Here is a 13,539-nt window from a genome sequence, read left to right as displayed (position 1 = left end):
ATGAAGCGCCGGAGTTGGTCGATCGCCGCGGTGGTCGCCCTGCTGGCGGTGAGCGCCTGCACCTCCTCCGGCGGGGGCACGTCGTCCGGCCCCAAGCCGTCCGACCCGCCGGCGGCGACGGCGCGGCCGGGGGTGCTGCGGGTGCTGGCCGGCAGCGAGCTGCAGGATCTGGCGCCGATCCTGGAGGAGGCCAGGAAGGCGACCGGGGTGACGGTGCAGTTCTCCTGGACGGGGTCGCTGGACGGCGCGGACGCGGTGTCCTCGGGGCGGGCGGACGGCAAGTACGACGCGGTGTGGTTCCCGTCCAACCAGTATCTGCGGCTGGACGACACGGGGAAGTCGAAGGTGCTGTCGGAGACGCCGGTGATGGTCTCGCCGGTGGCCGTGGGGGTGCGGTCGTCGGTCCTCAACGACCTTGGCTGGGGGGATGGTTCGAAGGTCTCCTGGGCGCAGATCGGGGACGCGGCGGCGGCCGGGAAGCTGTCGTACGGGATGGCCGATCCGTCCCGGTCGAACTCGGGTTTCTCGACCCTGGTGGCGGTGGCCTCGGCGTTCTCGGGTGCGGGTTCGGCGCTGTCGGAGGCGGACGTGCAGAAGGCGACGCCGTCGCTGAAGCGGTTCTTCACCGGCCAGAAGCTGACCTCGGGTTCCTCGGGCTGGTTGGCGCAGGCGTACACCCGGGCGGAGCCCGGCGTGGTCGGGGCGCTGGTGAACTACGAGTCGGTGCTGCTGTCGATGAACAAGTCGCTGCCGCCGGAGCAGCAGTTGACGGTGATCCGCCCGCTGGACGGGGTGGTGTCGGCGGACTATCCGCTGTCGCTGCTGTCCTCCTCGGCGCAGCGGGAGCGGGATTCGTTCCAGCGGCTGACGGCGTACCTGCTGAAGGAGGACGTGCAGAAGCGGATCTCCGAGGTCACGCTGCGCCGTCCGGTGGCGCCGGGGGTGCCACCGGCGGCGGGGTTGCCGTCGGACCGGCGGCGGGAGCTGCCGTTCCCGGGGAGCCGGGCGGTGGCGGACGGGCTGCTGGCCTCGTACCAGAACGACCTGCGGCGGCCGTCCCGGACGGTGTACGTGCTGGACACCTCGGGGTCGATGGAGGGTTCGCGGATCTCGGCGCTGAAGTCGGCGCTGGGCCGGTTGACCGGGACGGACGACACCCGGGGGGTGCGCCGGTTCCGCAACCGCGAGGAGGTGACGCTGATCTCCTTCGCGTCGAACGTGAAGTGGACGAAGACGCACGCGGTGCCGGCCTCGGGGAGCCAGCCGGGGCCGGAGGCGGAGCTGGCGTCGATCAACGCGGACGTGCAGTCGCTGTCGGCCTCGGGGGGCACGGCGGTGTACGACTCGCTGGAGGAGGCGTACCGGGTGATCGGCCGGCAGCAGTCGGCGGCGGGGGACGACCGGTTCACGTCGATCGTGCTGATGACCGACGGGGAGAGCAACGTCGGTGCCACGGACGGGGACTTCAAGCGGTTCCACGACGGGCTGGCGGCCTGGCAGAAGTCGATCCCGGTGTTCCCGATCAAGTTCGGGGAGGCGGCGGTGAGCCAGTTGCAGGGGATCGCGGACGTGAGCGGCGGCAAGCTGTTCGACGGGTCGGGGTCGCTGGACGGGGTGTTCGAGGAGATTCGTGGCTACCAGTGACGGGTTCGGCCGGCAGGTGCTGCGGTACCTGGAGTCGACCCGGAACCTGGTCGGCTGCGGGGGCGGCGCGGTGGGGCTGGGGCTGCACTTCGCCGGGCTGGGCGGGGCGTGGTGGCCGGCGGTGGTGGCGGGGCTGTACGGGGCGGGCGCGCTGCTGACGCCCGGACGCGATCCGAGGCCGGGGCCCGATCCCGAACTCACCGCGCTGGCCGAGTACCTGGCCACGGTGCCACTGCCCGCCTCGGCGGGGGTGGCGGGCCTGCTGGAGGCGCTGCGCGCGGTGGGGCCGGGCCCGGTGCCGCGGGAGATCGTGCGGCACCGGCTGCCGGTGGCGGTGGCCGGGTACCTGCGGGCGCTGACCTGGCGGCCGTGGGCGGGAGCGGACGCGCCGGATCCGGAGGCGGAGCTCGGCCGCGAGGTGCGGCGGCTGGTCGCGGAGCTGGACTGACGGGGGGCGGGCCGGGGGCGGGCCGGGGTGAACGGGCCTCGGGCCCGGCCCCGGGAGGGTCTCGCCGCCGCTCCCCCGCCGCTCTCTACCACCCCGTCCTCCGCACATCCGCGTCACGAACGAGTCGCCAAGATCTCACCTGTTGGAAACGTCGGAGGGCTACCCATCGGCCCGGCCGCACGGCACACTTCTACGCGCGTCCTTCTACGCGCGTCGACACGTCCACGCGCGCCACCGAACACCAGTTGACGGACCATCGGCCCGTCAGTCCCCATCCGGGAGAGTCGTCCATGCCCCTGAACCGCCGTGACTTCGTCACCCGGTCCGCCGCCACCGCCGCCGGCGCCGCCCTGACCGGCGGAGCAGTCGTCTCCACCGCCCCCGCCGCCGCGGCCGCCGAGCCGGACACCGCGGCCGCCAAGGGCAAGCGCAAGAGCCACAAGCAGGCCTTCACCGTCATGGGCACCACCGACCTGCACGGCCGGGTGCTCAACTGGGACTACTTCACCGACGCCGTCTACGCCGACAAGGCGCACAACGACGTCGGCCTCGCCAAGATCTCCACCCTGGCCAACCAGGTCCGCGAGGACAAGGGCTGGGACCGCTGCCTGCTGATCGATTCCGGCGACATCATCCAGGGCACCCAGCTGACCTACTACTACGCCCGGATCGAGCCGATCGCCACCGACGCCGACACCGTGCCCGACCACCCGATGGCCGTCGCCATGAACCTCATGGGCTACGACGCCGCCGCGCTCGGCAACCACGAGTTCAACTACGGCATCCCCACCGTGAAGGCCTTCGAGGACCAGCTGGAGTTCCCGCTGCTGGGCGCCAACGCGCTGCACGCGAAGAACGAGAAGCCCGCCTTCAAGCCGTACGTGATCAAGGAGCTGCGGCTGGGCGAGGGCCGGCCGCTGAAGGTCGGCATCCTCGGCCTCACCAACCCGGGCATCGCGATCTGGGACAAGGCCAACGTCTCCGGCCAGATGGTCTTCCCGGGCATCGTCGAGACGGCGGCGAAGTACGTGCCGCGGATGAAGGCGGCCGGCGCGGACGTCATCGTGGTGTCGGCGCACTCCGGCATCGACGAGCCGACCACCTACGGCGACCAGCTGCCCTGGCCCGAGGACGCCTCCGGCGAGATGGCGGAGAAGGTGCCGGGCATCGACGCGGTGCTGGTGGGCCACACCCACAAGGAGGTGCCGCAGCGGCTGATCGTCAACAAGCAGACCGGCAAGACCGTGGTGCTCTCCGAGCCGCTGTGCTGGGGCCAGCGCCTGAGCTGCTTCGACTTCGAGGTCGAGTTCGCCGACGGCGCCTGGAAGGTCCTCTCGGTCTCCTCGCGGGTGCTGAACTCCAACACGGTGCCGGAGAACCCGGAGATCGTGGACGCGCTCACCGAGCAGCACAAGAAGGTCGTGGCGTACGTCAACCAGCTGATCGGCACCTGCAAGACGGAGCTGTCGATCGCCGAGTCGCGCTTCAAGGCGACCCCGATCATCGACCTGATCGGCCGGGTGCAGGCGGACGCCGTGAAGACGGCGCTGGCGGGCGGGCAGTACGCCAACCTGCCGGTGCTGGCGCAGGCGGCGCCGTTCAACCGCACCGCGCTGATCCCGGCGGGCCAGGTGAAGCTGCGCGACGCGGCGGGCCTGTACATCTACGAGAACACCCTGGAGGCCCGGGTCCTGACGGGCGCGCAGCTGAAGGACTACCTGGAGTTCTCGGCCAAGTACTACAACCAGCTCGCCCCGGGCGCGCCGGTCGACAAGGACGCGCTGACCGGCGCGGAGACCACGCCGGACTACAACTACGACTCGGTGTACGGCCTGAGCTACGACATCGACATCGCGCAGCCGAAGGGCCAGCGGATCCTCAACCTGTCCTTCGCGGGCAAGCCGATCGACCCGGCCGCGCAGTTCGTCCTGGCGGTCAACAACTACCGTGCCAACGGCGGCGGCAACTTCCCGCACGTGGCGCAGGCCAAGCTGGTCTGGTCGAACTCCGACGAGATCCGCAACACGATGATCGCCTGGGTGAAGGCCAAGGGCGTCATCGACCCGGCCGACTTCTTCACCGACTCCTGGCGCCTGGTCCGCGCCGGCCAGCCGGTCTTCTAGCCCTGGCGGTCGCACTCGACTGAACCGCGTCAGCTGACGTCGCACTGCGAGTTCGGGCAGGCGCCCGGCGGTTACCGCCGGGCGCCTGCGCCGCCTGGGCGCAACGCCGGAACGTGCCGCCGCAGAACGTGCCGCCTCAGAACGGGAAGACCGTCCGCCCGTGCTGGACGGAGATCCACTTCACCGTGGTGAACGCGTCCACCGTGGACTCCCCGTTGAGCCGCCCGATCCCGGAGTTCTTCTCCCCGCCGAACGGCACCCCCGGCTCGTCGGCGATGGTCCCGCCGTTGACGTGGATCATGCCGGTCTCGATCCGGTGCGCGACCCGCACGCCGCGCTCCACGTCCGCGGTGTGCACCGCGCCGCTGAGCCCGAAGGGGCTGTCGTTGGCGATCCGGACGGCCTCGTCCTCGCCGTCGAAGGGCACCACGAGCACGACCGGCCCGAAGAGTTCGCGCTTGAGGATCGGCGCGTCCTCGGCCAGGCCGGTGAGGACGACCGGGTCCATCAGACTGCCGGTCGTGGACCCGCGCAGCAGCGCGGTGGCACCGGCCGCGACGGCCTGGTCGACCTGGGCGGTGATGGCGTCGGCCTGGACGGTGTTGATCAGCGGGCCGATCTGGGTGGCCGGGTCCTTGGGGTCGCCGACGGTGAGCGAGGCGATCTTCGCGACGAACTTCGCGGTGAACTCGGCCTCGACCGCGCGGTCGACCAGGACCCGGTTGGCGGCCATGCAGACCTGGCCCTGGTGGGCGAAGCGGCTGAACACGGCGGCGTCCACGGCGTAGTCGACGTCGGCGTCGTCCAGCACGATCAGCGCGCTGTTGCCGCCGAGTTCGAGCACGGTCCGCTTGAAGTTGGCGGCGGCGACGGTGGCGACGTGCCGGCCGATCTGGTCGGAGCCGGTGAAGGAGATCACCTTGGGCGCCGGGTGCTCGATGAACGCGTCGCCGATCTCCGCGATGTCGGTGACCACGACGTTGAACAGCCCGGCCGGCAGGCCGGCGTCCTCGAAGAGCTTGGCGATCAGGGTGCCGCCGACCACCGGGGTCTCCTGGTGCGGCTTGAGCACCACGCCGTTGCCGAGCGCCAGGGCGGGGGCGACGGCCTTGATCGAGAGGTACAGCGGGAAGTTGAACGGGCTGATCACGCCGACGACGCCGACCGGCAGCCGGTAGAGGCGGTTCTCCTTGCCGTCCGCGGTCGAGGGCAGCAGCCGGCCCTCCGGGCTGACCGACAGGTGCAGGCAGTCCCGCAGCATGTCCTTGACCAGGGAGAGTTCGAAGCCGGCCTTGAGCGCGGTGCCGCCGAGTTCGGCCATGATGGCGCGGGTGATCTCCGCCTCGCGCTCCTCGACCAGCCGCAGCGCGCGTTCGAAGACGAGCCGGCGGGTGTAGGGGTTGGTGGCGGCCCACTGCTTCTGCGTCCGTTCGGCGGCCCGGTAGGCCCGGTCGACCTCGGCGACGGTGGCCACGGTGATGGTGGCGAGCTTGTCGCCGGTGTACGGATCGACATCGACGATGTCCCAGGAGCCGCTGCCGCTGCACCATTCGCCGTCGATGTACTGCAGCGCCAACTCGGAGAAGTACGACATCTGAACCCTCTCGTGCCGGATCGGGGCGTCCCGACGGGCGAGCCGCCACGGCCCGACCTGATTGGGCATCATCGTACTGACGTATTACAGCTCTTGGCGTACGGAGTACAGGAGGCGGCGCGTCTGCTCCGGATCGAGGCTGTCGGCGAGCAGGCCCTCCATCGCCTGGCGGTACTCGGCGACCTCGACCGGCTTGTCCAGGTAGAGCGCGGTGGTGAACTGCTCCACGTAGACGACGTCGGCGAGCTCGGGTTCGGCGAAGCCGAGCACGGTGAAGGCGCCGCTCTCGGCGCTCAGCCCGGCGCAGCCCAGCGGCAGCACCTGGAGCCGGACGTTGGGCAGCTCGCCGAGCTCCAGCAGCCGGTCGATCTGGTTGCGCATGAGCTCGGGGCCGCCCCAGGGCCGGCGCAGCGCGGCCTCGTCGAGGACGGCGAGCAGGCGGGGGCCGTGCTCGGCGGTGAGTACGGCCTGACGTTTGAGCCGGACCTCGACCCGGCGCTCGATCTCGCGGGGGTCGGTGGCGTGGCCCCCGGCGGCGATGACGGCGCGGGCGTAGTCGGCGGTCTGGAGCAGCCCGTGGACGAACTGGACCTCGTAGCTGCGGATCTCGGCGACGGCCTCTTCCAGGCCGACGTAGTTCTGGAACCAGGCGGGCAGCACGTCGCCGTACTCGTGCCACCAGGAGGTGGCGTTGGCGTCCCGGACCAGCCCGAGGACGGTGGCGCGCTCCTGCTCGGCCTCCACGCCGTAGAGGGTGAGCAGGTCGGCGACGTCGCGCTCCTTGAAGCCGACCCGGCCGAGCTCCATCCGGCTGATCTTGGACTCGGAGGCGCGGATCGAGTAGCCGGCCTCCTCGCGACTGACGCCCCTGGCCTCGCGGAGCTTGCGCAGCTGGGTGCCGAGCAGCAGGCGCCGTACCGTGGCGCCTCCGCCTGCCTGAGTCGTGCTCATCGCGTCAACCTCCGCACTCGCGCAGCCCCCCGGCCGTCGGCGGCAGTCTGCCACCTGGCACCGACGAGCAACAGCCCGTCCGGAAGCGGCTTCCCGAACGACGCCCGGACCGCGTTTACGGTAGACCCAAGTCCTGGGAAATGTCTGAGAGTTGGGGCAACTCTTGACAAAAGGAACGCGACGGCGCCCGCCCTCCAACTGGTCGGGGAAGAGGGCAGGCGCCAGGAGACCGCGTTGGCCCGGCGACGCTGGCGGGGGCAGCGGGTTGAGCTCCCGGCTATGCGGTGCCGGGCGTTCGGGGGGCCGGTCGTTCCGTCAGACGACCAGCGGGCGGTCGGTGGGACGGATCGGGGCCGGCAGCGGGGTCTTGCCGCCGAGGTACGTGTCCACCGCGGCGGCGGCCGAGCGGCCTTCCGCGATGGCCCAGACGATCAGCGACTGGCCACGGCCTGCGTCACCGCAGACGTAGACGCCATCGACATTGGTGGCGAACCGGCCGTCGCGGCCAATGTTACCGCGCGCGTCCAGGTCGACGCCGAGCTGCTCGACGAGGCCGTTGCGGACGTCGGTGCCGGTGAAGCCCATGGCCAGGGTGACCAGCTGCGCCGGGATGGCCCGCTCGGTGCCGGGGACGGGCTCGAACCGGCCGTCCTTGAACTCGACCTCGACGAGGTGCAGCTCCTGGACGTTGCCCTCCTCGTCGCCGGCGAAGCGGGTGGTGTTGACGGAGTAGATCCGCTCGCCGCCCTCCTCGTGCGCGGAGGTGACCTTGTAGGTCATCGGCATGGTCGGCCAGGGCTGGTGGCCGGGGCGCTCCTCGGAGGGCCGCGGCATGATCTCCAGCTGGGTGACCGAGGCCGCGCCCTGGCGGTGGGCGGTGCCGACGCAGTCGGCGCCGGTGTCGCCGCCGCCGATGACGACGACGTGCTTGCCCTTGGCGCTGATCGGCGACTCGACGAAGTCGCCCTCCTGCACCTTGTTGGCCAGCGGCAGGTACTCCATGGCCTGGTGGACGCCCTTGAGCTCGCGGCCGGGCACCGGCAGGTCGCGGGCGGTGGTGGCGCCGGCGGCGACCACGACGGCGTCGAAGCGCTCGCGCAGCTGCTGGCCGGTGATGTCCTCGCCGACGTGGACGCCGGTGCGGAACCGGGTGCCCTCCGCGCGCATCTGCTCGATGCGGCGGTTGATGTGGCGCTTCTCCATCTTGAACTCGGGGATGCCGTAGCGCAGCAGGCCGCCGATGCGGTCGGCGCGCTCGTACACGACCACGGTGTGGCCGGCCCGGGTGAGCTGCTGGGCGACGGCCAGGCCGGCCGGGCCGGAGCCGACGACGGCGACGGTCTTGCCGGACAGCCGCTCCGGGACCTGCGGCGTGACGCCGCCGCGGTCCCAGGCCTTGTCGATGATGGTGACCTCGACGTTCTTGATGGTCACCGCGTCCTGGTTGATGCCGAGCACGCAGGCGGACTCGCAGGGCGCCGGGCAGAGGCGGCCGGTGAACTCCGGGAAGTTGTTGGTCGCGTGCAGCCGCTCGATCGCGCCGGTCCAGTCGTCCCGGTAGGCGAGGTCGTTCCACTCCGGGATGAGGTTCCCGAGCGGGCAGCCGTTGTGGCAGAACGGGATGCCGCAGTCCATGCAGCGGCCGGCCTGCTTGGTGATGATCGGCAGGAGGCTGCGCTCGACGTAGACCTCGTTCCAGTCCCGCAGACGCACGTCCACGGGCCGGCGCTCGGCCAGCTGCTTGCCGGTGGTCAGGAAGCCCTTGGGGTCAGCCACGTGCCGCCTCCATCATCTTGCGAGTGGTCTCGGCCTCGGAGAGGCCATCGCGCTCAGCGGCGTCCTTGGCGGCGAGCACAGCCTTGTAGTCGGTCGGCATGATCTTGGAGAAGCGGGAGACCCCGCCGCCCCAGTCGGCCAGGAGTTCGGCGGCGACGGTGGAGCCGGTCTCCTCGTAGTGCTGCTGCACGGTCTCGCGCAGCCAGTCGCGGTCGGCGGCGGTCGGGGCCTCGATGCCCACCATGCCGTCGTTGACGTTCGCGGGGCGCAGGTCCAGGACGTAGGCGATGCCGCCGGACATGCCGGCCGCCAGGTTGCGCCCGGTCTCGCCGAGGACGACGACCCGGCCGCCGGTCATGTACTCCAGGCCGTGGTCGCCCACGCCCTCGACGACCAGGGTGGCGCCGGAGTTGCGGACGGCGAAGCGCTCGCCGGCCTTGCCGCGCAGGTGGATCCGGCCGGAGGTGGCGCCGTAGCCGATGGTGTTGCCGGCGATGACGTGGTTCTGCGCGTCGTTGCCGATGGCCGCGGCCTCGCGGGCCGGGCGGACGATGACGACGCCGCCGGAGAGCCCCTTGCCGACGTAGTCGTTGGCGTCGCCCTCCAGCCGCAGGGTCACGCCGCGCGGCACGAAGGCGCCGAAGGACTGCCCGGCGGAGCCGGTGAAGGTGACGTCGATGGTGCCCTCGGGCAGGCCCTCGCCGCGGTAGCGCCTGGTCACCTCGTGGCCGAGCATGGTGCCGACCGTGCGGTTGACGTTGCGGATCGGCAGCTGGATGCGGACGGTCTCGCCGCGCTCCAGGGCGTCCTCGGCGAGCGCGATCAGCTGGTTATCCAGGGCCTTGTCGAGCGCGTGGTCCTGGGCGGTGGTGCGGTGGCGGGCCGCGCCCTCGGGCAGCGACGGCACGTGGAAGAGCGGGGCCAGGTCGAGCCCGGCGGCCTTCCAGTGGTCGATGGCGGCCTGGGCGTCGATGTGCTCGGCGTGGCCGACGGCCTCCTCGATCGAGCGGAAGCCGAGCTCGGCCAGGAGCTCGCGAACCTCCTCGGCGATGAACTCGAAGAAGTTGACCACGAACTCGGGCTTGCCGGAGAAGCGCTCGCGCAGCACCGGGTTCTGGGTGGCGACGCCAACCGGGCAGGTGTCCAGGTGGCAGACGCGCATCATGATGCAGCCGGAGACGACCAGCGGCGCGGTGGCGAAGCCGAACTCCTCGGCGCCGAGCAGTGCGGCGATGACGACGTCGCGGCCGGTCTTGAGCTGGCCGTCGGTCTGCACCACGATGCGGTCGCGCAGGCCGTTGAGCAGCAGGGTCTGCTGGGTCTCGGCGAGGCCGAGCTCCCAGGGGCCGCCCGCGTGCTTGAGCGAGGTCAGCGGGGAGGCGCCGGTGCCGCCGTCGTGCCCGGAGACCAGCACCACGTCCGCGTGCGCCTTGGAGACGCCCGCGGCGACCGTACCGACGCCGACCTCGGACACCAGCTTCACGTGGATACGGGCGGCCGGGTTGGCGTTCTTGAGGTCGTGGATGAGCTGCGCCAGGTCCTCGATCGAGTAGATGTCGTGGTGCGGCGGCGGCGAGATCAGGCCGACACCCGGGGTGGAGTGCCGGGTCTTGGCGACCCACGGGTACACCTTGTGGCCGGGCAGCTGGCCGCCCTCGCCGGGCTTGGCGCCCTGGGCCATCTTGATCTGGATGTCGTCGGCGTTGACCAGGTACTCGGAGGTGACGCCGAACCGGCCGGAGGCGACCTGCTTGATCGCCGAGCGGCGCTCCGGGTCGTACAGGCGCTCCGGGTCCTCGCCGCCCTCGCCGGTGTTGGACTTCCCGCCGAGGCGGTTCATGGCGATGGCGAGGGTCTCGTGCGCCTCCATCGAGATGGAGCCGTACGACATGGCGCCGGTGGAGAAGCGCTTGACGATCTCGGAGACCGGCTCGACCTCCTCGACCGGGATCGGGGTCCGGCCGAGGGCGTCCAGCTGGAACAGGCCGCGCAGCGTCATCAGGCGGGTGGACTGCTCGTTCACCCGGTCCGTGTACTGCTTGAAGACGTCGTACCGGCGGTTGCGGGTGGAGTGCTGGAGCCGGAAGACGGTGTCCGGGTCGAACAGGTGCGGCTCGCCCTCGCGGCGCCACTGGTACTCGCCGCCGATCTCCAGGGCGCGGTGCGCGGCCGGGATGCCGGAGGCCGGGTAGGCCTTGGCGTGGCGGGCGGCGGTCTCCTTGGCGATCTCCTCCAGGCCGATGCCGCCGAGCTTGGTGGTGGTGCCGGCGAAGTAGCCGTCGACCAGGTCCTGGGAGAGGCCGATGGCCTCGAAGACCTGGGCGCCGCGGTAGGAGGCGACGGTGGAGATGCCCATCTTGGACATGACCTTGAGCACGCCCTTGCCGAGCGCCTTGATCAGGTTCTTGATGGCCTTCTCGGGCTCGACGCCCTGGATGAACACGTTCTGGGCGACTAGGTCCTCGACGGACTCCATGGCCAGGTACGGGTTGACCGCGCCGGCGCCGTAGCCGACCAGCAGCGCGACGTGGTGCACCTCGCGGACGTCACCGGCCTCGACCAGCAGCGACACCTGGGTGCGCTGCTTGGTGCGGATGAGGTGGTGGTGGATCGCGGAGGTGAGCAGCAGCGAGGGGATCGGGGCGTGCTCGGCGTCGGAGTGCCGGTCGGAGAGCACGATGATCCGGGCGCCGTCGGCGATCGCGGCGTCGGCCTCGGCGGCGATCTCGGCCAGGCGGGCGGCCAGGCCCTCGCCGCCGGCGGCGACCCGGTAGAGGCCGGAGAGCGTGACGGCCTTGAGGCCGGGCTGGTCGCCGTCGGCGTTGATGTGGACGAGCTTGGCCAGCTCGTCGTTGTCGATCACCGGGAAGGTGATGCCGACCGTGCGGCAGGAGGCGGCCTCGGCGGCCAACAGGTTGCCCTCGGGGCCGAGGTTGCTGAGCAGCGAGGTGACGAGCTCCTCGCGGATGGCGTCCAGCGGCGGGTTGGTGACCTGCGCGAAGAGCTGGACGAAGTAGTCGAACAGCAGGCGCGGCTTCTCGCTGAGCGCGGCGATCGGCGAGTCGGTGCCCATCGAGCCGAGCGCCTCGCCGCCGGTCCTGGCCATCGGCGCCAGGATGACCCGCAGCTCCTCCTCGGTGTAGCCGAAGGTCTGCTGTCGGCGGGTGACGGAGGCGTGGGTGTGGGCGATGTGCTCGCGCTCGGGGAGCTTGGCGAGCTGGATCTGCCCGGCGGCGACCCACTCCGCGTAGGGGTGCTCGGCGGCGAGGGCGGACTTGATCTCCTCGTCCTCGACGATGCGGCCCTCGGCGGTGTCGACGAGGAACATCCGGCCGGGCTGCAGGCGGCCCTTCCTGGCGACCTTCTCCTGCTCGATGTCGAGCACGCCGACCTCGGAGGAGAGGACGACCAGGCCGTCCTCGGTGATCCAGTAGCGGGCGGGGCGCAGGCCGTTGCGGTCGAGCACGGCGCCGATCTGGGTGCCGTCGGTGAAGGTGACGCAGGCCGGGCCGTCCCAGGGCTCCATCAGGTTGGAGTGGTACTGGTAGAAGGCGCGGCGGGCCGGGTCCATGGTGGCGTGGTTCTCCCACGCCTCCGGGATCATCATCAGCACCGAGTGCGGCAGCGAGCGGCCGCCGAGGTGGAGCAGCTCCAGGACCTCGTCGAAGGAGGCGGAGTCGGAGTGGTCCGGGGTGCAGACCGGGAAGATCCGGCTCAGGCCCTGCCCGTTCCGGTTGGCCGGGATCAGGTCGGTGGCGAGCTGGGACTCGCGGGCGCTCATCCAGTTGCGGTTGCCCTTGACCGTGTTGATCTCGCCGTTGTGGGCGACGAAGCGGTACGGGTGGGCGAGCGGCCAGCTCGGGAAGGTGTTGGTGGAGAAGCGCGAGTGCACCAGGCCGACGGCGGAGGTGTAGGAGCGGTCCGACAGGTCGGGGAAGAAGGGCTCCAGCTGGCCGGTGGTCAGCATGCCCTTGTAGACGATGGTGCGCGCGGACAGCGACGGGAAGTAGACCCCGACCTCGCGCTCGGAGCGCTTGCGGACGACGAAGGCGATCCGGTCGAGCCCGATGCCGGCCACGCCCTCCTTGGCCAGGAAGAGCTGGCGGAAGCGGGGCATCACGCTGCGGGCGGTGGCGCCGAGCAGGTCCGGGGTGACCGGGACGTCGCGCCAGCCGAGGACGGTCAGGTCCTCCTCGGCCGCGATGGCCTCGATCCGGGCGACGGCGGCGGCGTCCGCGGCGTCCTCGTCGGGGAGGAAGGCGATGCCGACCGCGTACGAGCCGGCGGCGGGGAGCTCGAAGTCGACCTTGCCGCGCAGGAAGGCGTCCGGGACCTGGGTGAGGATGCCGGCGCCGTCGCCGGAGTCGGGCTCGGCGCCGGTGGCGCCGCGGTGCTCCAGGTTGCGCAGGACGGTGAGCGCCTGCTCGACGATGGTGTGGTCGGCGATGCCGGTCAGCGTGGCGACGAAACCGACGCCGCAGGCGTCGTGCTCGTTTCGCGGGTCGTACAGGCCCTGAGCGGTAGGTCGCGCATCCGGAACGAGCGCGTACGGCTGGCGGGCGGCGCCGGCCTGGGGCTCGTTGGCGGAGTGCATGGATGCAGACAGCATCGGCTCTCCCGTCGTCGTCATTCGGCGGTGTGGTGCAAGGAGGGACGACGTTGGCCCTGATGCGATTTCGTGCAAGTTACATGATGCCCAAGATCCCGGGAAGTGGAATATCTCGTCCACATGGCGGACGGATCCGCAGGTCAGGGGGCTGGTGAGGGGGGCGTGCCACAGTGCACGTCCTACGATTGTGCCCGGCGGTCGACCGCCCGAAACAGGGGCGAAACCCGGCCGCCACACGGGACGATCAAGGGCGCCTGCGAATCGATCCCGGGGGCCCGCCCGCAGATGCGAATCGTCGGCTCCGAGGCTCGAATGCTGAGACTAGGCCAGGCGGTACGCGACACCCGTGTGTGGAACGTCACCCACTGCCCGGCATAGTCATGCAGCCCCCCGG

7 protein-coding genes are annotated in these 13,539 nt (G+C 71.2%); 3 read left to right on the top strand and 4 right to left on the bottom strand.

The features are described from left to right. The 3 genes from ACIO5E_RS02680 to ACIO5E_RS02670 all read left to right on the top strand — a co-directional run bounded on the left by ACIO5E_RS02680 (position 1) and on the right by ACIO5E_RS02670 (position 4,215). Positions 1–1,644 (top strand): substrate-binding domain-containing protein, encoded by a 1,644-nt coding sequence (locus ACIO5E_RS02680; RefSeq protein ID WP_400663431.1) that lies wholly within the window; start codon positions 1–3, stop codon positions 1,642–1,644. After that, positions 1,631–2,092 (top strand): hypothetical protein, encoded by a 462-nt coding sequence (locus ACIO5E_RS02675; RefSeq protein ID WP_400662739.1) that lies wholly within the window; start codon positions 1,631–1,633, stop codon positions 2,090–2,092. Before ACIO5E_RS02680 ends, ACIO5E_RS02675 begins: the two co-directional genes overlap by 14 nt. Before the next feature lie 290 nt (positions 2,093–2,382). Beyond that, positions 2,383–4,215: a bifunctional metallophosphatase/5'-nucleotidase gene (locus ACIO5E_RS02670; protein ID WP_400662736.1), complete on the top strand. Its 1,833-nt coding sequence runs from the start codon at positions 2,383–2,385 to the stop codon at positions 4,213–4,215. 136 nt (positions 4,216–4,351) lie between these two features. Here the strand turns inward: ACIO5E_RS02670 and ACIO5E_RS02665 are convergent, their stop codons facing one another. The 4 genes from ACIO5E_RS02665 to gltB form a co-directional block, all read right to left on the bottom strand. Beyond that, positions 4,352–5,809: an aldehyde dehydrogenase family protein gene (locus ACIO5E_RS02665; protein WP_400662733.1), complete on the bottom strand. Its 1,458-nt coding sequence runs from the start codon at positions 5,807–5,809 to the stop codon at positions 4,352–4,354. 84 nt (positions 5,810–5,893) lie between these two features. Continuing rightward, positions 5,894–6,760: a helix-turn-helix domain-containing protein gene (locus tag ACIO5E_RS02660; protein ID WP_400662730.1), complete on the bottom strand. Its 867-nt coding sequence runs from the start codon at positions 6,758–6,760 to the stop codon at positions 5,894–5,896. A gap of 315 nt (positions 6,761–7,075) precedes the next feature. Next, complete coding sequence (locus ACIO5E_RS02655) at positions 7,076–8,536, bottom strand: glutamate synthase subunit beta (RefSeq protein ID WP_400662727.1); 1,461 nt, start codon at positions 8,534–8,536, stop codon at positions 7,076–7,078. Further along, positions 8,529–13,130: a glutamate synthase large subunit gene (gltB, locus tag ACIO5E_RS02650; protein WP_400663428.1), complete on the bottom strand. Its 4,602-nt coding sequence runs from the start codon at positions 13,128–13,130 to the stop codon at positions 8,529–8,531. Before gltB ends, ACIO5E_RS02655 begins: the two co-directional genes overlap by 8 nt. Between the last annotated feature and the right edge of the window lie 409 nt (positions 13,131–13,539).

Origin of the sequence: Kitasatospora sp. NPDC087314, from assembly GCF_044744365.1 — a bacterium.
Lineage (GTDB): Bacteria > Actinomycetota > Actinomycetes > Streptomycetales > Streptomycetaceae > Kitasatospora.
Note: the sequence above shows the minus strand (reverse complement) of the source record. Positions and strands in the feature narration are given on the sequence as shown.

Coding starts and splice junctions, on each gene's coding strand:
- ACIO5E_RS02660 (WP_400662730.1), bottom strand. CDS start 6,760: ATGAGCACGACTCAGGCAGGCGGAGGCGCCACGGTACGGCGCCTGCTG.
- ACIO5E_RS02665 (WP_400662733.1), bottom strand. CDS start 5,809: ATGTCGTACTTCTCCGAGTTGGCGCTGCAGTACATCGACGGCGAATGG.
- ACIO5E_RS02670 (WP_400662736.1), top strand. CDS start 2,383: ATGCCCCTGAACCGCCGTGACTTCGTCACCCGGTCCGCCGCCACCGCC.
- ACIO5E_RS02680 (WP_400663431.1), top strand. CDS start 1: ATGAAGCGCCGGAGTTGGTCGATCGCCGCGGTGGTCGCCCTGCTGGCG.
- gltB (WP_400663428.1), bottom strand. CDS start 13,130: ATGCACTCCGCCAACGAGCCCCAGGCCGGCGCCGCCCGCCAGCCGTAC.